20 protein-coding genes and 1 other RNA gene are annotated in these 20,943 nt (G+C 38.0%); 6 read left to right on the forward strand and 15 right to left on the reverse strand.

The window, feature by feature from the left end; all coding sequences use genetic code 11:
- Positions 1–23: 23 nt before the first annotated feature.
- From ribD to L0B53_RS18125, 6 genes are all read right to left on the reverse strand, one after another.
- Positions 24–1,166: a bifunctional diaminohydroxyphosphoribosylaminopyrimidine deaminase/5-amino-6-(5-phosphoribosylamino)uracil reductase RibD gene (ribD, locus tag L0B53_RS18100; RefSeq protein WP_235060951.1), complete on the reverse strand. Its 1,143-nt coding sequence runs from the start codon at positions 1,164–1,166 to the stop codon at positions 24–26.
- 91 nt (positions 1,167–1,257) lie between these two features.
- Positions 1,258–1,707, reverse strand: coding sequence for a transcriptional regulator NrdR (gene nrdR, locus L0B53_RS18105; RefSeq protein ID WP_235060952.1), 450 nt, complete (start codon positions 1,705–1,707; stop codon positions 1,258–1,260).
- Positions 1,708–2,174: 467 nt separating this feature from the next.
- Positions 2,175–3,425, reverse strand: coding sequence for a serine hydroxymethyltransferase (gene glyA, locus L0B53_RS18110; protein WP_235060953.1), 1,251 nt, complete (start codon positions 3,423–3,425; stop codon positions 2,175–2,177).
- A gap of 219 nt (positions 3,426–3,644) precedes the next feature.
- Complete coding sequence (gene glnB / locus L0B53_RS18115; RefSeq protein WP_235060954.1) at positions 3,645–3,983, reverse strand: nitrogen regulatory protein P-II; 339 nt, start codon at positions 3,981–3,983, stop codon at positions 3,645–3,647.
- A gap of 19 nt (positions 3,984–4,002) precedes the next feature.
- Entirely contained in the window at positions 4,003–4,308 is a 306-nt protein-coding gene (locus tag L0B53_RS18120; protein WP_409202818.1) for an RnfH family protein, read from the reverse strand.
- The gene (locus tag L0B53_RS18125; protein WP_235060956.1) at positions 4,295–4,738 is read right to left on the reverse strand and encodes an SRPBCC family protein; all 444 of its coding nucleotides are present in this window, start codon (positions 4,736–4,738) and stop codon (positions 4,295–4,297) included. The genes L0B53_RS18120 and L0B53_RS18125 overlap by 14 nt, the downstream gene beginning before the upstream one ends.
- Positions 4,739–4,878: 140 nt before the next feature.
- Here L0B53_RS18125 and smpB point away from each other — a divergent pair, with 140 nt between their 5' ends.
- Both smpB and ssrA read left to right on the forward strand, forming a co-directional pair.
- Entirely contained in the window at positions 4,879–5,364 is a 486-nt protein-coding gene (smpB, locus tag L0B53_RS18130) for an SsrA-binding protein SmpB (RefSeq protein WP_235060957.1), read from the forward strand.
- Positions 5,365–5,466: 102 nt separating this feature from the next.
- Positions 5,467–5,834: a transfer-messenger RNA gene (ssrA, locus tag L0B53_RS18135) on the forward strand.
- 302 nt (positions 5,835–6,136) lie between these two features.
- Here ssrA and fic read toward each other — a convergent pair.
- The 3 genes from fic to L0B53_RS18150 all read right to left on the reverse strand — a co-directional run bounded on the left by fic (position 6,137) and on the right by L0B53_RS18150 (position 9,800).
- Positions 6,137–6,742: a protein adenylyltransferase Fic gene (fic, locus tag L0B53_RS18140; RefSeq protein ID WP_235060958.1), complete on the reverse strand. Its 606-nt coding sequence runs from the start codon at positions 6,740–6,742 to the stop codon at positions 6,137–6,139.
- 363 nt (positions 6,743–7,105) lie between these two features.
- Positions 7,106–7,519, reverse strand: coding sequence for a hypothetical protein (locus tag L0B53_RS18145; RefSeq protein WP_235060959.1), 414 nt, complete (start codon positions 7,517–7,519; stop codon positions 7,106–7,108).
- A 133-nt stretch (positions 7,520–7,652) separates the two neighbouring features.
- Positions 7,653–9,800 (reverse strand): hypothetical protein, encoded by a 2,148-nt coding sequence (locus L0B53_RS18150; protein WP_235060960.1) that lies wholly within the window; start codon positions 9,798–9,800, stop codon positions 7,653–7,655.
- A gap of 595 nt (positions 9,801–10,395) precedes the next feature.
- On the opposite strand from L0B53_RS18150, the gene dgt reads away from it, so the two are divergent.
- Complete coding sequence (gene dgt, locus L0B53_RS18155) at positions 10,396–11,928, forward strand: dGTPase (protein ID WP_235060961.1); 1,533 nt, start codon at positions 10,396–10,398, stop codon at positions 11,926–11,928.
- 22 nt (positions 11,929–11,950) lie between these two features.
- Here dgt and L0B53_RS18160 read toward each other — a convergent pair whose 3' ends face one another.
- The 5 genes from L0B53_RS18160 to L0B53_RS18180 all read right to left on the reverse strand — a co-directional run bounded on the left by L0B53_RS18160 (position 11,951) and on the right by L0B53_RS18180 (position 16,176).
- On the reverse strand, positions 11,951–12,337 hold the full coding sequence (locus tag L0B53_RS18160) for a VOC family protein (protein ID WP_235060962.1): 387 nt from the start codon (positions 12,335–12,337) through the stop codon (positions 11,951–11,953).
- A 1-nt stretch (position 12,338) separates the two neighbouring features.
- The gene (locus L0B53_RS18165) at positions 12,339–12,755 is read right to left on the reverse strand and encodes a (deoxy)nucleoside triphosphate pyrophosphohydrolase (RefSeq protein ID WP_235060963.1); all 417 of its coding nucleotides are present in this window, start codon (positions 12,753–12,755) and stop codon (positions 12,339–12,341) included.
- Positions 12,756–12,802: 47 nt separating this feature from the next.
- Entirely contained in the window at positions 12,803–13,540 is a 738-nt protein-coding gene (locus tag L0B53_RS18170; RefSeq protein ID WP_235060964.1) for an alpha/beta fold hydrolase, read from the reverse strand.
- A gap of 166 nt (positions 13,541–13,706) precedes the next feature.
- Complete coding sequence (locus tag L0B53_RS18175) at positions 13,707–15,038, reverse strand: NCS2 family permease (protein ID WP_235060965.1); 1,332 nt, start codon at positions 15,036–15,038, stop codon at positions 13,707–13,709.
- A 13-nt stretch (positions 15,039–15,051) separates the two neighbouring features.
- Positions 15,052–16,176, reverse strand: a complete 1,125-nt coding sequence (locus L0B53_RS18180; protein WP_235060966.1) for an adenosine deaminase — start codon at positions 16,174–16,176, stop codon at positions 15,052–15,054.
- 129 nt (positions 16,177–16,305) lie between these two features.
- Here L0B53_RS18180 and L0B53_RS18185 point away from each other — a divergent pair, with 129 nt between their 5' ends.
- The 3 genes from L0B53_RS18185 (at position 16,306) to L0B53_RS18195 (ending at position 18,796) form a co-directional block, all read left to right on the forward strand.
- Complete coding sequence (locus L0B53_RS18185; protein ID WP_235060967.1) at positions 16,306–17,223, forward strand: LysR substrate-binding domain-containing protein; 918 nt, start codon at positions 16,306–16,308, stop codon at positions 17,221–17,223.
- 82 nt (positions 17,224–17,305) lie between these two features.
- Positions 17,306–17,869 carry a VC2662 family protein gene (locus L0B53_RS18190; protein ID WP_235060968.1) on the forward strand — a complete coding sequence of 188 codons (564 nt, stop codon included), beginning with the start codon at positions 17,306–17,308 and terminating at the stop codon, positions 17,867–17,869.
- Positions 17,870–18,208: 339 nt separating this feature from the next.
- Positions 18,209–18,796, forward strand: a complete 588-nt coding sequence (locus L0B53_RS18195; RefSeq protein ID WP_235060969.1) for a VC2662 family protein — start codon at positions 18,209–18,211, stop codon at positions 18,794–18,796.
- Between the two features lie 77 nt (positions 18,797–18,873).
- Here the strand turns inward: L0B53_RS18195 and L0B53_RS18200 are convergent, their stop codons facing one another.
- On the reverse strand, positions 18,874–20,622 hold the full coding sequence (locus tag L0B53_RS18200; RefSeq protein WP_235060970.1) for a hypothetical protein: 1,749 nt from the start codon (positions 20,620–20,622) through the stop codon (positions 18,874–18,876).
- Between the last annotated feature and the right edge of the window lie 321 nt (positions 20,623–20,943).

Raw genomic sequence — 20,943 nt, forward strand, 5'->3', positions numbered from 1 at the left:
AAAATACGTTATTATTTACTAAATTAATGTTCATTGCCTTGAGGCGTCGCAATAATTCGGATGTCATCACCAATTTGGCGTAGATCATCTATTTTTAGCTCAGGAACCTCTGTCATTGAGTGCATTGCCGCTAAATCTAACACACCACGCCCTGTTGAACCCATCAATTTAGGCGCAATATAGAGAATGACCTGATCGACTAATTGGGCATCAAATAATGCCCCACTCAATTCTGCACCCGCTTCAATCCAAAGGTTATTAATACCTAACTCGCCAAGCTGATCCATTAAACTGACAAGATCAACTCTGCCATCTTTTTCTGCGACCACTAATTGTGTCACATTTTTAAGGCTCGAATCACCCAACGACTCAATATCATCTCTCGCTTGAGTGCCAACTAAAATAGTCTTGCCTGCCAAACTTAATAATTGGTAATCACTGGTCACACGATTTTGGCTATCAATGATCACTCGAGTGGGTATTCTTAACTCTTCTTCAGAATAGTTTACTTTTACCGATTCCGGCAACTGTGACCAACGAACATTCAAACTAGGATTATCAGCAAGAACCGTTCCACTAGCTGAAAGAATCGCGGCTGATTTCGCTCTAAAACGTTGAACATCAGCGCGAGCAGCACTGCCAGTTATCCATTGACTCTCGCCATTTTCAAGGGCCGTCTGTCCATCGAGCGAAGCCGCCATTTTTAACTGTACAAAGGGACGATCGGTTTTCATCCTTTTAATAAAACCAACATTTAATGCTTCAGCTTGCGCTTGCATTAAACCAGACTCAACAGTAACTCCAGCCTCTTCGAGCATTGATAAGCCACGCCCAGCCACTTTAGGGTTTGGATCAACCATCGCTGCGACGACTCGACTCACGCCTGCTTTAATTAATGCGTTGGCACAAGGCGGTGTTCGACCATAATGAGAACATGGCTCAAGGGTAACATAAGCCGTCGCGCCTTTTGCTTGCTCTTTTGCCATCGCCAGTGCGTGAACTTCGGCATGAGGTTCACCCGATTTTAAATGCGCACCTTCACCAACAATCTGATTTCCATGAGCAATCACACACCCCACATTCGGGTTTGGCGCCGTAGTAAATTCGCCTCGTTTTGCTAATTGCAATGCACGCGCCATATGTTGATGATCTAACGGTGAAAACATAAAACTACCTATTAATTAAAGAGAACAAGTGAATAAAATCAATTAATAACAATACAATCAATCAATTATCACTCAATTGATTATAATCCAATTAATTTTCTAATCTTGCGATCTCTTCGCCAAATTCACGAAGATCTTCAAAACTTTTATATACTGATGCAAAACGGATATAAGCAATTTTATCCAGCTCTTTTAATGCATCCATCACTAAATTACCCACCATATCAGAAGGAACTTCACGCTCTCCTGTTGCTCTTAATTGAGACTTAATATGGTTAATCGTGCTCTCTATCACTTCAACACTTACCGGTCTTTTTTCTAAGGCGCGTTGTATTCCACCACGAAGTTTATCTTCATTAAAAGGTTCACGGTTACCTGTTGTTTTAATTAGACGTGGCATAACCAGCTCGGCACTTTCAAAGGTTGTAAAACGCTCACTACATGCTAAACATTGTCGACGACGACGAACTTGATGGCCATCAGCCACTAATCGCGAATCGATAACTTTGGTATCATTTGCAGCACAGAAAGGACAGTGCATATGAGTTCCTTAAATAAAAATGGTACGAATTCTTTATGAAAAAATAAAAGTAAAAATGATTAAAAATAAAAAGTAAAAAGTAAAAATCCTGAACAACAGAAATTAACAAGGGTATTTAAAGATAAATGACACGCCTTTAAACACCCTAGAGAGAATCAACATCACATCAATATACCCTTATTACTTTGGGTATATCCCCTTCATACTTGAAGTCGCTAGGTTGTTGGCATCGCTCATTCGCCCCAATCATATAGTACATCTATACTCTTCATACTTGAAGTTGCTAGGTTGTTGGCGTCACTCATTCGCCCCAATCATATAGTACATCTATACTCATGGGGTCTCATTCACTTGCCGCCTACTAGCAACTCCAATTACTTTGAGTATATACTCACGGGGCCTCACTGACTTGCCGCCGACTAACAACTCCAATTATTTTAGGTATAGGTTGTCGATTTTTTTATTGATTATGCGTAAACAGGAAGACGCCCACAGATCTCAAGGACTTTCTGTTTGGTCGCTTCGATAACCGCCATATCTTGATGGTTGTCTAATACATCACACATCCAACCAGCAAGTTCTTTTGCATTATCTTGAGTAAAGCCACGGCGAGTAATAGCGGGTGTACCCACACGAATCCCAGATGTTACAAATGGGCTTAATGGATCATTAGGTACGCTATTCTTATTGACGGTAATGTTTGCCGAACCGAGTGCTGCATCCGCTTCTTTACCATTAAGATCTTTATCTATCAGATCAACAAGGAATAGGTGGTTTTCAGTACTGCCAGAGACGATCTTATAACCGCGTTCGAGGAAGACAGAAACCATCGCTTGTGCATTATCCACGACACGTTGCTGATAGCTTGCAAACTCAGGCTCCATCGCTTCTTTAAATGCGACCGCTTTTGCTGCGATGACATGCATTAGTGGACCACCTTGTCCACCAGGGAAAACCGCTGAGTTTAGCTTTTTATATAGCGCTTCGCCCGCATTCGATAGGATTAAACCACCACGAGGGCCTGCTAATGTTTTATGGGTTGTTGTTGTCACAACATGGGCATGAGGAACCGGTGTTGGGTAGACGCCAGCAGCAATAAGACCCGCAACGTGTGCCATATCAACAAAGAAATAAGCGCCAACTTTGTCTGCGATTTCACGCATTCTTGCCCAATCAACAATTTGAGAGTAAGCAGAGAAGCCACCAATGATCATTTTTGGCTTATGTTTAACGGCTAACTCTTCCATTTCTTCGTAGTCAATCTGACCCGCTTCATCGATACCATAAGGAATAATGTTATAAAGCTTACCAGAGAAATTTACAGGAGAACCATGAGTTAAGTGACCACCATGTGCCAAACTCATGCCTAGAACGGTATCACCGGCATTAAGCAGTGCCATATAAACGGCTGAGTTAGCTTGAGATCCTGAATGTGGCTGTACATTGGCATATTCCGCACCAAACAACTCACAAGCACGATTAATTGCTAATGTTTCCGCTTTATCAACATACTCACAACCACCGTAGTAACGCTTCCCTGGATAACCTTCAGCATACTTATTGGTTAGCTGAGACCCTTGTGCTTCCATGACGCGAGGGCTGGTATAATTTTCAGACGCAATTAATTCAATATGTTCTTCTTGACGAGCCGTTTCTTCTTGAATAGCTGCAAATAATTCCGCATCATAATCTGCGATATTCATATCACGCTTTAGCATCTGTATCTCCTGATTCAAAATAATCTTAACGTTAAAAGAGGTGGTGTTTCTATTGTATTATTTTACAGAGAAACCTCTCCATGCAAACGATTACGTTACAGTAAAAAGGTTAAACTTGTCATTAGTCTACCGAATATGCATCGATAGAGGTAGTGTTATTATTCATTACTTTAGGGCTAACAACTTCAACACATTTAGTAATTAAAAAGGCTTTAATCATTAAATTGCTTCTTCATCTTCTTCGCCGGTACGAATTCGAACCACACGTTCAACTTCATAAACAAAGATTTTACCGTCGCCGATTTTTCCTGTTTGTGCTGTCTCAATAATTGTATCAACACATTGGTCAGCCACTTCATCAGCAACAATGATTTCTAATTTCACTTTTGGTAAAAAATCGACCATATATTCAGCACCGCGATACAGTTCAGTGTGACCTTTTTGACGACCAAAGCCTTTTACTTCTGTTACTGTCATCCCTGCAATACCAACATCAGCCAATGCTTCACGTACATCATCTAATTTAAACGGCTTAATGATCGCTTCTATCTTCTTCATCCTAACTCCCTAGATTAAATTACTTCTTCTCTTTACTCTGCTCAATACGACGACGACGGATCTCTTTAGGATCCGCAATCAATGGACGATAAATTTCAATTCGGTCACCATCACGAACAGAGCCTGATAATTTCACGCTGCGGCTATAAATACCCAACTTGTTTTTAGAAAGATCAATTTCAGGGTAACTCTCAAGCACCCCTGATTTGCGAATGATCTCTTCTATTGAACTGGTTTGTGTCACCATTAGCTGAAAGATCTTTTGTTGATGAGGTAAAGGATAAACTACCTCAACACGGATCAGACTGTCATCAGACTGTGGCATCGACATAAACCTCTTTGGCTCTTGAGGTAAATGCATTGACCATATTATTTGTCAATTCGCTAAATACTTTGCCAAATGCCATTTCAACAAACATATTTTTAAATTCAAAGTCGAGTTTCAACTCAATTTTACAGGCATCACTGTCTAACTCAGTAAAATGCCAGCCACCCATTAGCTTTTTAAAAGGGCCATCGATCAGTTGCATGTCGATTCGCTCGCCAGTCACTAATTGATTGCGAGTCGTAAAGGTTTTACTGATCCCAGCCTTTGATACATCAACCGACGCGGTCATTAAATCATCTTTTTCGTCAATGATTTGGCTGCCAACACATCCCGGCAAAAATTGCGGGTAAGCATTAACATCATTAACTAAGTCAAACATCTGTTGGGCACTAAATGGTACCAAAGCTGAACGGCGAATCTGTGGCATAAAGGGTCCTCTAAAAATATCCTCCCCATCATACCATCTTGTAACATCTGATGCCAAAATTGGGTTAAAATCAATCTTATTGACTAAAAGAGAATAAAGTCATGTAATGTCGTCCATTACTTGCTTATAATATAATGACTATGGCTAAGAAAAAATCAAAGAACAAATCGGGTAGCAACACGATTGCTTTAAATAAAAAGGCCCGTCATGAATATACAATCGAAACAGAGGTTGAAGCAGGACTGGAACTACAAGGCTGGGAAATCAAAGCCTTAAGAGCTGGTAAAGCCAATATCACTGAGAGTTATGTATTCTTGAAAGATGGCGAAGCCTACCTATTGGCTTCTACGATTACACCACTACATATGGCATCGACCCATGTTGTTGCCGATCCGATGCGTTATCGTAAGTTATTACTTAAGCGTAAAGAGCTCGACAATTTAGTCGGCAAAGTAAACCGAGACGGCTTTACATTAGTTGCATTAGCACTCTATTGGAAAGGTTCTTGGGTTAAACTTAAGCTTGGTGTTGCTAAAGGTAAGAAACTGCACGATAAACGCAGCGATCTAAAAGCAAAAGATTGGCAACGTGATAAAGCAAGAATCATGAAGCAGAGTAATCGATAGTCTCTAATTTGCTGTTAATTTAACCATTCAACACAAATTAATACTCTGTTCGTTGATAAAGAGTTGACGGCAAATAGCTATCTGTTACTATTTGCCTTCTCTGGGGCTGATTTAGGATTCGACAGGATCATAAAGGCTTGTGGAGCATGTCGAGGGGCGGTTGGCCTCGTAAAAAGCCGCAAAAAAATAGTCGCAAACGACGAAAACTACGCACTAGCAGCTTAATAACCTCCTAGAGCACTTCTACCCTAGCTTCCGCTTGTAAGACGGGGAATCATAGAAGTTCAAACCCAAACAAGATAGCGAGGGAAGCTTTGACTAGAGAGCTGAACCGCGAAATAGAATTCTGGTATGTATTTACATAGCGTGTCTGCTCGCAGTGTACTTACGAGATTAAAGGTAGACTAAGCATGTAGCGCCATTGGTTAGAGTGATTTTGGACGCGGGTTCAACTCCCGCCAGCTCCACCAAATAAGCAAAAAAAGACGTCCTAGGGCGTCTTTTTTTGTATCCGAACAACAAAAAATCAATAATTTAGCGTCTATTGACGTCTATCTGCATCCAATAGCTTTTTTTTATTTATAGGTACATCACAAGGTACACTGGTTTTACTGTCTCAATTTGGTGTACCTATTATGGCTAGAACTACGTCAAGATTAACAGATAAAGAAATCAAATCAGCACGCTTTATTGAATGTCGCTAAAGAGTGGTTCGAAATAAATGAATAATGAGGTGTTTTTTGAATTAAACACGCCTCTGAAGCTGTCACTTTTACAATTCTTCGGTCTTAAATTCGCTGTAGCCTTCGTAGTAATAGCTAACATCAATACCTTTCATAAAGAGCGCACGGCTGTTGATATCCGAAGTTAATGCTTGTTTTAATAGATACTTAATCTCAATGTCTTTGACTAGGCTCCGCTCCATTGCAGAAAGGTAATCATCTTTATCTACGGCATTCCAATCAATGACTTGCTTAATCTCATTCTTTAAAATTAAATCTAACCAGATACGCGTTGAACGTCCGTTACCTTCTCTAAATGGATGAGCTATGTTCATTTCAATGTATTTTTCGATAATTTCATCAAAATTACTTTGTGGCATTTTATCAATGAACTTTAGAGACTGTTCTAAATACATTAATGGGGCAAATCGAAAATTACCTTTAGCAATATTTACATCTCTCATTTTTCCAGCAAAGTGATAAATCTCATCAAATAGATAACCATGAATAAAGCTTAACCCTGCAAAAGTTCCAATGTTCACTTGATTAATTTCACCTGAATCAAACAGTTCTTTAGCTTTCTGCTTACTTATTCTCTCTTCTGTTTTAGAAAGTATGATTTGATCTGTAATATTCAATTTATTTTCTAAAATCATGCTTTACCTTATGAAGTATTATTACGTGACATTAAAATGATAACAAAAGAGTTCTAGATTCTATCATGTTTTCTTCAACGAATAAGAGTAAATACCACATATTCAAGCTCATGATGTAAAGCACAATGTTTAAGGTATAAAGGCATCACCTCGTATCTTTTTACGGCTATACTCTCCATACTTGAAGTCGCTAGGTGGTTGGCGTCGCTCATTCGCCCCAATCATATAGAACATCTATACTCATGAGGCCTTACTCGCTTGCCGCCGACTAGCAACTTCCATTATTTTAGATATAGATGTATCGGATCTTCAATCACTTCACTTCCACCAGCCCGAAATAGAACACATCATCCACTTTACCGATCAACTTGCCATTGGTCGTCCGTTGAACGATTTACTGATGTTCCACCAACGGTACTTTTGCTCATCATTGACGGGACTGAGTGAGATCTTAATTTTTTTATTTTTAGCCTCTAGTGGAATAGACTCCGAGAAAGCCCCCTGTTCATTGGTCTCAACGGTGCTGTAGGTATTATCGTACGACACCAATACCCAACGTTGTGCTAACCCTTGCTCGCCGTTATCTAAAATGCCATTTCCTCGCCCTTGCTCGCTGTTATCATTAAAGACGAACCCTTTGACTATTAATGTATTTTCTCGCGTCCAACCTTCACCCCGTTTCTCCTCATCACTTAATGAAGGGAACGCGATAACCCCTAAAATAAGGGGACAAATAACCAAACTATCACGAACTATTTTATATATTAACTGATTCATTTTTATTCCCTCTAATCATCGACTTTGATTTGAAAACTTACGACACCACGGTCCGTTGGATTTAGCGGCTCAGGGAGTACCCAACGAATTTTCCCTTGGTACCCAATAGCATTCTCTGCACCGAGTGGTTGTTTTAATTCGCATTCAATAGTTTTTGACAAACCACAATTTTGTGTGACGGGTAAACTCCCCCCACTAACTGGCTAAATTCAGGCACATAATCTAAGAGCACCACATTGGAAATGGGATGCTCTGACTCATTAGAGAAGTAGAGTTTATATTCCAAGGTATCCCCCGATTTTGCGGTGTTATTTTTACTCTCTACACTGCCCACTTCACTCATGTTTCTTACGGTCTTTTCTAGGGTCAGTTTGCCAAAATTCGTTAAACTCAAAATATCTTGATTACTGAGAGCAAAAGCGACCCCGTGGCTTGTTCCGACGTCTTGCGGCTTGACTTCAACATCAAGGTAATAGTAAAAATCAGCATCGACGCCGCTGGCTGAAAATTGAGGGGGCACTTCCGTCACGATACAGAATGTTTGTTCTGGCTGAGTCGTTGTGATATCGGCGGTGATTTCAGTGTCGCCCAGCTCTAATTCCCCGTTACAATTATCATCTTGGTAGATTTTAAGGGTAGAAGGTGAATAGAGTTGAAGTTGATGAGCAAAATATTGCGTCCCTTCATTGGCAGCAATGCTTCTTTTATGATCCTGGGTTAATACGGGCTTTTTAATTTGACCGAAAAGGAAGGCGTTATTATCAGCAAGCGCATTAGCAAACTCACTATTGCTTGCTGAACTTCCCGTCAGTGCCGTTCCATTAATAGATTCACTGATCGCTTGCCAGCCTGCGGTAGGTTCAACCGTTAAGGTAATGTTTTTGGTTTTCCATTCGTTAGGTAAGGGATAAGAAAAATAGCCTTCGGAGTCGGTGACGGCACTTAAGGTTTCAGTGGCGTTATCCACATTCGTTAGAATTACAACGCGGTTGGCTAACCCCTCTTCCCCAGCCTCTTTTAAACCGTTATGGGGGGCGGTGGAGCTGTTGTCGTTAAACAGATAGCCTTCAACAACAAAATTAGGCGGCGGTGGTGGTGGCGGGCGGGCGCCAAAAGTGATCGTCACAGAACTCACGGAGCAATAGGTTTCTATACGCGGTGGTGAGGTGTCCGCACAAACACGATAAAAGAACGTATCCTCTCCCCCAGCAGGTGCACTCGCTTTCGGTTTGTATTCAAAGGTGGTAGCCGCTCCAATACCCGATTTTTGTAGCCACCCATGTGTTGTCTCGGTACTCTGAATATTATTTCCCACATCAGCGATATCACTGCCCATTGCCGTCAGATAAAGTGCTCCATCAAACTTTTTTGTTTCATCATTGTTTAATACGCCATTAAGTGGATTATCAGAAAAAGTTGAGTCCAATTTGACAGTAAAATAACGTGAGACTTCAGGAGGTGAGTCTGGATGAGGGTCAGGTCTAGCAAGAACAGAATTAACTTCAGCATGGCAAGCGCCCCCCTCTTCTATAGCAAACTCCACCATTTTTCGGACTTTCCCTTTATTGGCAACCCGATTCCCATCATTCCCAGAAAGCGGGTTATAATCCATAATGATAATACAAGCCCCTTGGATTGGAGTTATTTTTCCAGTATCGGGAAAACGCATTTCATTGTAGCCATACATCACAGCCAATGTTTCGCCGTCCTCAGCACGAAAAAATTCATTCTGTTGATTAGCACCAAGAACAGCGTTATATCGGTCAAAAATTAAGTCTATGTATTTATTACCTGAATAATAAGCACCATACGGACTCGTCGAATCTGGTTTTCCTCCATAATTATTTGTAATACTATAGCCGCCATCATTTCCTCCCATAGCTGGAGAAGCCGATAACTGATAAGGCATTAAATTACCAAAATGTTCAAAAAATTGTTCATAGACTCCGGTAGGATTATTATACGCCCCATCACTAATGATAATAAGGTATATCCCCGTGCTGTGTGTCTTGATAGCCTTCATCAAGGTTGCTAGAGCTTTAGGGTTAGATTTTTTAGCTAACACAATAAGATTGATTTTGCTATTTTGGAAATAAGTAATATGTTTGTCGTTCAGATTCATCTCCAGAATGTACCTAACGTCAGAAGGATCAGCCTTACCTTCATGATCAACAATACCAAACTCCGTTAATAAGTCACCGATTTCGGCTGGGAGTCGCCCTGTACTCTGACTACCAAAAAACAGATCAACCTCATCTTCAGAAAAAGCAGCAGCGCTCATGGGTGAATAAACCATTGCGGCCAGCACTAGCATAATAAGATGTAATGGATAACGGATCAGGTGGGGTATTCTAGGGTAATAAGGTATTAATAATAATTTGTTTAAACAATTTTTTTTATTGTTGCGGCTTGCGGCTTGCGGCTTGCGGCTTGCGGCTTGCGGCTTGCGGCTTGCGGCTTGCGGCTTGCGGCTTGCGGCAGAACACGCTATCGCTCTATCTAAAAAACTCAAGAACTTATTCATTAAATTCCCTCTTTTTATTCTAAATTATCAATATCAACACATTCCTAATTCGTTGATACGCAATGAAATATTTTGCTTTTACTGTTTATAAGAGACCCAGTATGCGACGATTAAAAAGGATTACAAGAGATGGGGAGATTAATAAGAATTGATAAAAAGAAGGGAATAAGAATATAAATATTGAATAACCTTTTGCTCTCAATACTTACACTCTCCCCTCAAAAACTAGAATCAGCAGTTAAAACTCTGGATTGCGCATAGATTTATACTCGCACTCAAGTATATTGAAAGTAATGACTCGGATAATAATGACGAGTCACTTATCGCGATCAGACGAGAGGCAGTGCAAACAATGACGATTAACTTTCATCAAAAAGTACGAGGGAAAAGGGTTTATCATAATGGCAAAGTCGCCAAACCTAAGCCCTTTGATGAATTAGACTCAATCGCAAAGCAAGAGAACTTTGAAAGTGATCGTGGTCGTATCCTCAACTCAGCGGCTATTCGACGTTTACAGCAAAAAACTCAAGTCTTCCCATTAGAGCGTAATGCCGCCGTTCGTAGTCGACTCACCCACTCTTTAGAGGTTCAACAAGTCGGTCGTTATATTTCTCAGTTAATCTTTAAGTCGTTATCAAAACAGCAATTACAGGCATACCGCCTAATCGATTTAGAGCGCCAAATAGAATCGATTGTTGAGATGTCTTGCTTAATGCATGATATTGGCAATCCCCCTTTTGGCCATTTTGGTGAACAAGCGATTAATGATTGGTTTACTCGCAACCTTATTTCTCTCACTAAAGATCTCGAAAATAGAGCTAAATTTGAACTTCCCGCGCCTATTGTGCAAGAACTCACTCATTTTGAGGGTAATGCTCAAGCTATTCGTCTCGTTCATACCTTACTAAAATTAAACCTTACTTATACTCAAGTTTCCGGTATTTTTAAGTACACGCGTCGAGGCGATCAAACCAAACAATCAGCCCCTGCGGTGTTTAATTATTTAATGAAAAAAGAGGGCTATTACCTCAGTGAACACCGCTACATAGAGTCAATGAAACAGGTGTTATCCATGAGTGATCATTGCCGCTCTCCTTTCTCATATATTATGGAAGCCGCCGATGATATCTCTTATGGGATCGCTGACATTGAAGATGCAGTAGAAAAAGGCATTCTCACCGTTGAGCAATTAAAATATGCGCTTAATGAAGAGTTTCAAGCTCTTGATGGTCAATATCAATTATCAGATAGAGATACGATGAAAAAGATCGTCGATAATGCAATGAAACAGACGCATGAAGAGGAAAATTTCATCGATAGTCAGTTTTTTGTCAATCTTAGGGTTGAAATGAACAAACGCTTACCTACACATGCATGTAAGCAATTTATCGACAATATCGACGATGTTTTCCATGGTTCATTCAACCGAGCTCTGATTGAAGACTATCAAGATAACCATGCTTTAGTCCAAACCCTCAAAAATATCGCGGTAAAATATGCGTTTTGCCATCCAGAAGTAGAGAAAAGAGAGCTTCAGGGGTATCGGATCATTAGTGGATTATTGGAGGCATATAAACCGCTATTGCTACTGGATAGTAAAACATTCTCAGAAATTGAAAAAGCACCGCTTTATGAAAGAAGGCTATATAAAAAGCTGCCGAAAAAACACTTACGCGCTTATGAAATTGCGATTCAAACATTAAAGATGGAAAAACAAAACAAGACAGAAAAAGAGAAACAAGCAAAGATCCCTTATTTACCTCACGATTACAGTGATGATATATGGGAATTCTATTTTCGAGTGCGATTAATTCAAGACTATATTAGCGGCATGACCGATCAATACGCTTTTGATGAATATCGTGCGATTAATGTACTAGATTAAGGTATAAAAAATAAGTGTGGTATTAAACTTGATATAGCTCTAACGGTAATCCATCAGGATCTTTAAAAAAGGTATATGCTCTATCCGTTAAAGGATCGACACGGATCGGTTCAACCTCTATCCCTAACGAGGTTAAATATTCAACGAATGCTGCCACAGACGAGACAGAGAATGCTAAATGTCGTAATCCTCTCGCTTCAGGGTTATTCACGCGCTCGGGAGGGTTAGGAAAAGAGAATAATTCAATCTGATTCCCGTTAGGCAATGCAAGATCCAATTTATAAGATCCCCGTGCTTCTCGATACGTTTCAGCAATAATTTTCAGCCCTAAGATATCCACATAAAATGCTTTAGATTTTTGATAGTCAGAGCAGATTACCGCCACATGATGGATAGATTCTAGTTTCATTTTAACCTCCCACTTTATTATCAATAACGAAGTGAAGCCTATCAACCGCAGGGATATCAGCCTCAGCCCAATCGACTGAAAATAATTGGTCTCGTTGTAGCCAGCGCTGATCAATATGAACATTCAGATCAATATCTGGCGTGTTTAACTGACAAAGAAAACAGTGTAAGGTGATATCAAAGTCAGGATAACGATGCTCAATGGTTAATAAAAAGTCGGCATGATCAATCGTAATCGTTAACTCTTCTTGTAACTCTCGCTTTAGTGCTTCAATTAACGATTCACCTTGTTCAACTTTTCCACCGGGAAACTCCCATTTTTGACTGACATAAGAGAGCGGGGATTCAGCTCTCTGAACCGCTAAAAATCGATCTTGATATTGTAAGATCCCAGCAACAACTTCGACATGCTTTTTCATTTAATGACAACTTTATAGTTTGTATTTTAAATTTTTTATATCTTACTTTAAACGCAATTATTTTCCTCTATTACTTTAGCGATTAATTCAATAACTAATTTAGGATCGGTAATCATCACATCATGTCCTGAGTCAATTGACTCAATATTCCAGTTTAAATAAGATTGAATATAATCAACACTGGTTGTCGCTGTTGCTGTTTTAGGTGTTGTCAATTCAAAATAAACAACATTGTTTTGATTTTTTAATGATCTTTTTAAAGCGGTCTTCGTTGTGTAGGTTGATATAGGTTGTGGTGTTTGTAAGTTATTCACATAAACAATATCTTCAAGCTCATTAATTCCAAAAACTTCGGCTGGTGCAACATCAAAACAAGGGATATTATTGATTTTAACCTGATGACTTAATCTTTGAGTTTGCTGTTCTAAACTCCATATATCTATAGGTTTTTTATCAATATCACAAACTAAGCCATCAAATAAAATAAGATGTCTGATAGATTGCCCATATTTTTCATTTAAGCAATTGGCAATAACAGCACCGTAACTATGAGCAATTAAAACCACATCATGAATCAACAATGGTTCTAACTGCTTCTCTAAATCACAAACAAGATCATTAACGGAAAGGTTTGGTGTCATTTCTTCTTGTCTATCGGAAAGTCCCTTTAGCGTAATAGCTTGTATAATACAGTCTGGATCTTGAAGCTTTAGCAATTTAACGACTCTATCCCAGCACCAGCTACCATGTAACGCACCATGGATAAAAAAGTAACATTTAGTCATGACTGTTCCTTCATCATAAAAAGCCTATCCCCTTCTTACTTGAAGTTGCTAGGTTGTTGGCTATATTCATTCGCCCCAATCATAGAGTACTCCTATACTCATGGGGCCTCATTCATTTGCCGCCGACTAGCGACTCCAATTAATTTTGGTATAGGCTCTTTTAAGATTAATGTGCTGATATAATATAAAAATAATAGATCATACTCGCGGCGATAACATAAACAGACCAATGATCTTCTTTATAACGTCCTGTGGCTATTTTTAAGAAAGCATAAACCAACATCGCTGATGCAATACCATTACCTGCATTAAAGCTAAATACACTCATTACGACGCAGACAAATGCGGGTAAATATTCGGTAATATCATCGTAATTGATTTTCTTCATTGAGCTCATCATCGTTATTCCGATATACATCAAAACAGGTGCTGTTGCGACGGTTGGGATCATTCCTGCAATAGGTGAAAAGAATAACGCTAAAAGAAAGCAACCAGCAGTAACTAATGCCGTAAAGCCAGTTCGGCCTCCTGCTTCAACACCGGCAGAACTCTCAACATACGTTGTTAATACTGGACAAGAAAACAAACCACCAATGGTTGTCGCCGTTGAATCAACATGAAAGTTTTTCTCAATGCCAGGTAAGTTACCATTCTTATCTAAGTAACCCGCTTGTCCACCTATACCGAGCATTGCCCCTAAGGTAGAAAAGAAATCAGGAATAAAAAAAGCTAATAAGAAAGGCAAATATACGGGGTTTAATGCACCTAACACATCTAACTCAAATAACATTCCATCGATAGAGCTAGGGAGACTAAACATGGTAGATGGCAGAGAAGTAATTCCCAAAGGAAGACAAATTAGAGTAATCAGCAATACCGATAAAATAATACCTCCTTGTATCTTTTTAGAGGTAAACCAAAGAACAGTAAAAAAGCCAATTAGAGCAATGATAACTTCTAAAGACGCTAAATCACCAAAAACTAGAACATTTTTCCTCGGATCTGCAACAACAATCCCAGCTTGCTTAAATCCTAGCAATGCAATAAAAAGGCCGATACCAACTCCAACAGAAACTTTGACACTCTGTGGAATAATTTTAACGATAAAGTCTCTCACACCAAGAAAAGAGACCAGCATAAATAACACACCACTAATAAATACGATGCCAGAAGCAATACTTAACGGAACATCATTCCCTAAAAGGGTGTATGAAAAAATGGCAACACTACCTAAACCCGGCGCGAGTACAAAAGGTCTGTTAGTATAAATCCCCATAGCAATCGTTGTTATAATTGTCATGATAATCGTGACAGTAAAGGCACTCTCAAAGGGGATTCCACCTTTACTCATCATTCCGGGTACAACGGCAATCATGTATGCCATTGTAGCAAATGTTGTTAATCCTGCGATAACTTCAGTTTTTAAATCTGTTTTATTTTCATCAAATTTAAAGAACCTAGATAATAGGCTTTGACTCTGTTTTTGTGCAATATCCATATTCTTATTCCTTTTAATCAAAGAAGTAGTTTAAATTCTTTGTTTTATAATGAATCACATTGTCATTCTTTAAGGTTGGCTCTGAACGCAAACGATTACGTAAAAGATCGAATAATACACTCCAATCTTGAATATATTGTTTCTTTTTCTCATCAGAAAGCCAGCTTGCTTGAATTCCATTCAACATGAGTTGTTTTATACTATCTAAATCAAAGCCAAAATCTTCACACATAACACGATAACAATTGGCACCCGTCGTATTATGAATGTGCCAATCATCCGTACATGGGATAATAACAAGTCCAGCCTCAGCCATTTCGCGAATTGGGTGTTGAGATACCCACTCATGATAATCAGGCCATTGTTTCAGATAATATGTATTTGAAGGTATAACAGTAAAAGGGATGCCTTCTTGAGCATATTTCTCAGTTAACTCTGCATTATCAATAATTGTATAACCATGATCGATTCGATCGACATTGATCAACTCAATACCACTTTCAACATTTCGCCAATGTAAACCAAACTCAGAACAGTGTGCTGTTGTTTTATAACCAAACTCTTGCGCTAATTGATAAGCTTTCCAGTAATGTTCTACCGGTGAATTTTGTTCTTTATAATCAATGCCAATACCAAGTACATACGGATGAGGATTATCAATCATCGCCTTTACCATGGTTATCGCTTCTTCCGGTGATTTTTCTCTATTAATCGATGGGATTAAGCGAATAATAATTGAGTGTTTTTCCTCAATATCATCTATGGCTTTAATCAAAGCGTTAGTGACAACTTTATAATCAAGTGTCGTATCGGAAGGGTTCCAAAAGGTTTCAATATATTTAATATGACTTTCAGCGGCATCTTCTGCAACTTCATTAAGAACTCGACAATAATCTTCAGGTTCTTTCATTAACTGGTATAAGAAAGTTAATGCCTCTATTCCTCCTTTTGTCGTCGGCGTTTCATGTTGATATGCACGATAATAACACTTTGCTTCATCTTCACTTAATTGAACCCCGTACTTGTTGGCAAAATCAAGCATCGTCTCCATTCTCACTCCACCAAGTAAATGATAGTGAAGATCAACTTTAGGGATTTGATGAAAAAATTCATCCATGGTTAAACTTTTTTTGTCCATTCCTTTGCTCATAATCAGTTTTCATCATACGAGTATCATTGATATTCAACAAATTGTGAAATGCCAATAATGCACAGACAATGCTAGAATGGCATCACTATCTTTTCTTGAAAGCATGGAGAGTTAAAAATGGATATAAAGTGGTTAAAAGACTTTTTAGTGTTGTCAGAAGTCCGAAATTTTTCCCATGCTGCAAAATTAAGAAATATTACACAACCCGCATTTGGCCGACATATTAAAGCCTTAGAAGAGATGGTTGGTCAGCAACTTATTGATAGAAGCCGAACACCAATAAAATTAACATCGGAAGGGAAGCAGTTTCAACTTGTTGCAAAAAATATAATATCTCAATTAGATGAGGGAATTAAAAAGATAAATGGCGAAGAAAGTAGTCCTTCTCAACCAATTAAAATAGCGGCTCCCCACACACTATCATCCTTTCCACTTTTAAAGATCATCAATCAATATCAATCAATATATCAACATAAAATGATTATTGACATTTTAAGGGTCAATGAAGCGATTAAGGCTATATCTAATTCTCATTGTGACTTCTATTTAGGTTTTGATAATGAAAAGTTGTTACAAACCCCATTTGAGCATAAATATATAGGTAAAGGTCATTTTCTTTTAGTCACCGCCAACGATAATCACAATAAACCTTTATTTACTCCCTATCAGAATAAAAAAATTCCTATGATTGAGTACAGTCAAAATTCGTATGGTGCTAGAGCATTAGATACTTATGTCGCTGAGAGTAAAAAATTAAATACTTATCCAGTGTTCGAAACCTCTCTTTGCCAATTACAAAAAGAACTCGTACTTTCGGGCCAAGGCATTGCATGGCTTCCTGATGTTTTAATTAATACTGAGTTAATGGAAGGAAAATTGACTGCCATTGACCCTGATAGTTACCAAATTCCATATCAAATTCGCTTATATCGCAATAGTTTAAAACTACATAAAAATGCTGAATTTTTTTGGCAACAACTTGACCAGATTGAACTCAATCTTAATAATAATGAGTTCAACGCTATACATACTTAGTAGACAAAATCATAAAAAATATGAAAATTAGAATAAATATAGACTACTCTAATATGAATAATATTATCAATAGGATATAAAAATGAAGACAATTAAACGGACTTTAGCGGCAGCTCTACTTTTATCCTCACCTTTAGCCATGGCTGACTCTGCTGGTGCGATGTTCTCTAGTGTGGACGGCTTTAATGCTCCAGCTAAGAGTTCAGTATCAGGTGTTCGCTTAGCCATGCTACATGGTGAAGTCTCAGAGTTAAAAGGGGTCGACTTTTCTATTTTAGGGATGTCTGAAACGAATACGACAACGGGTCTTAACTTCGGTCTATTTTTTGGTGCATCAAAAGTTAATACCAGCATGACCGGTGCGTCATTAGGTCTATTTAACTGGAATACAGGTCAAACTAATGGTTTAAACTTTGGTTTAGTCAATATGACCAATAATGTAAAAGGTTTGAATTTTGGTACGATTAACTATTCTGAAGGTAACACCTTAGTTGATTTTGGTTTAGGCAATATATCTCAAGAATCTACCGTGCAATTTGGCTTTTTTAACATGACTAAGAAGATTGATGGTGTTCAAATTGGTTTATTAAACTGTGCTGATAATGGTTTCTTAAAATGTTTCCCTATCATTAACTTCCCTCTTTAAGCTATACCGCCTTACTTGAAGTTGCTAAGTTGTTGGTGATATTCATTCGCCGCCTACTAGCAGCTCCAATTATTTTAGGTAAGATAAGTTAAACCAAAAAAGTAGAGCCATTATTTCTCAACTTAATCGAATTGTTGGATAATGGCTCTATTATGTTAACAGGACAAAATCGTACTTTGCATAAAAATAAATTGAATAGAGATCATATTGTTAATCGCTAATCAATTTTTTATCTTTCTGAGTCATCGCTTAAATACCTACTTAGGACTAAAAAATAAAAGATAGTTGGCTATAATTTTTAAACTCTTTTTATTAATTGTGAAGTTTAAAAATATAATAATGAATAAATTAAAACACACATTAGCAGCAACTCTCTTGCTCGCTTCCCCATTAGCGGTGGCAGAAACGGCTCCGGCGATGTTTTCTACCATTAATTACAATACACCTGATGCTCAAGAAGTCGAAGGGGTTCGTTTAGCTGTGCTACGTGGTACAGTTTCAGATCTAAAAGGGATTGATGTCTCTATTTTAGGTATGTCTGAAACGGATAATACTGTTGGTCTGAACTTTGGTTTGCTATTTGGTTCCTCAAAAATCAATAACAGCATGACGGGTGTATCTCTTGGAACCTTTAACTGGAACACCGGACAAACCAACGGAGTAAACTTGGGTCTATTTAATATGACCAACAATGTTACCGGCATCAATATCGCCGCAATGAACTATTCAAAAGGCCACACTTTAGTTGATTTTGGTTTTGGTAATGTCTCTGAAAACTCAGCAGTACAATTAGGTTTCTTTAATGTCACGAAAGAGATTGATGGTGTTCAATTAGGTCTATTTAACTGTGCGGATAATGGCTTTGTTAAATGTTTCCGTTTATCAACTTCCCAGCTAAATTCTGGAAATAGATTGATTTATATTTAATTTACATTGCACCAATAAGATAAGCACAACATGATGTTCTGCTTATCTTTTTTATCCTATATTTAAAATCATTTGAATTAATTAATCTGACTCCAATCTTCCCCATTAAATCGAAACATCGTCGTTTTATCTTTTATTAAGGTTTCTTTATCTTGACCATTATAATGGACATAAGAGGCATAACCCGCATGACGAGTAAAGTGAACCTCTTGACCTACTTCTACACCCAGCGTTGGTAAATGAAAATCTTTTACCCATGAGCCATCCACGGTTGTCACATAAACGATTGGACTTGATTCTAGGTAACGGACAATCTGCTCATTAAAGCTCTCTAAAGCCGGCTGCGTATTGATTTCAGTTACAAAATTAAGTGGCACCGTTGCCATCTGCTGACCTGTATCAGTATAAAAGGAGGCATAAACATCTGCTTTGGGCTGTTGTAAAAATTGAATACTAACTTGATGAGTGCCACTTTCAGTCACTTCAACATCCAGATCTGTTGTACTTAATAACCTAAGATTAATATTATTACTTTCACCATAGAGTTCAAATTGATAGCGATTGCTTTCAGCGTCATACTTATCGATAACCAATAACTCAGATGGAATATAGTCTTTATCAATGTCAGCGCGATAATAGTTCACAAATTTTTCGCCAAAGAGATCATCGATACCTTTGGTTGAAGCCCAACCTGAATCATGACTGAAGCCATAATTATGATAAATCTCATGCATTAACGCTTGTGCACCTTCAATTTGTTTTAAATGAGTTCCTGTATTGATGTACTCCATTAATTCAGGGTGCATCCAAACTGTTGAAAATTGTTGTTCCGCATGACTCTCTTTCTGATTGAGGGGACCTCCCGTGGCAATTCCCCAAATATCGCTATCCATCCATAGGGTCGTCGTAACACCAGAAATTGATTTAGCAAAATAAGTATCAATGGCGTATTTCTCTGTACCACCGCGATAATTAAAGCACTTTCGATTATCTTCACAAATAAGATTTAAACGTTGATAGACTTCATCCAACATATTAGGATGATTCATCATATAACGCTCATAAATATGCGCTCGTTCTGCATTGTCTCTTTCTATTTTATTCAGATAGTTAGAGTTACTGGTTTGGCTACTATTTCCTCTTTCACCTCGATAATTGATGATTGAATTAGCAATAGATTGTGAGTGAATAAATTCAGCTTGATGCCAATAAGCTGGCAAAGTAGCCAAAGAATAAGCATCCAAAGAAGGCGTTAGTTCTAAACGATAGATATTCCCTTTAGATTGAAGATAAATTTCATTTAAACGATAAGGGGTTTTATTGATTAATTGACCTGCTTTAATCTCAATATTATCTAATCGAATAAGATCAGGGACGATTGGTAGTTTTTGATTATCGGTTAAAGTTAGATAATCACGATGAACTTGTTTAGCTTCACTCTGTGTTAGTTCAACCTCTAATCGTCGATTGACTTTATATTGCACCTCTTGTGGGGGTTGTTGTACATCCTCTTGTTCAGAATTGATACACAGGTTTGATTCAATAAGAGGCAACCAAGCTGTGGCACCCCATCCAGATTCAACTGGCAGCTGAGCCGCATCAACTGATGGGATATCTGTGGCTCCAACCCACCATTTAGCTCGGTAATGTACTTGATCGTAACAAACCTCTTCATCACCTAAATAACTTTTCGCTTGCCACTCATTAATCATCATTGAACTAAGACTTGGAAAACTAATCGTTGATAACGTTATTATCGATAAAGAAAGTATTGATAAAGATAATCCAGATAATTCTGGAAAAGAAAGAATATTCCTTTTATTCATTATATTTACTACCATAGTTATTATTTCACTCTTACACTTATCCCCTTAAGAATATAAATAAAAGCAAAGAAAATGGATTTATTAAATAAACCCATCATTTGATGATATACATACACAAATATAACACAGTAAAAATGAAAAATTAAAAAATACATTTAAAACAATCGATTAATAAAAACTTAAGAATAAGAAAAAATTCATAAACAAGTGAAACACTTAAACACAAAATGTAAATAATAAAAATTTATAAATAAGAATATTATAGTTAAATATACATATTCACCATGGTAAATTATTTATCGCTCATTTCTGATAAGCATA

The sequence above is a fragment of the Vibrio sp. SS-MA-C1-2 genome (assembly GCF_021513135.1).
Taxonomy (GTDB): domain Bacteria; phylum Pseudomonadota; class Gammaproteobacteria; order Enterobacterales; family Vibrionaceae.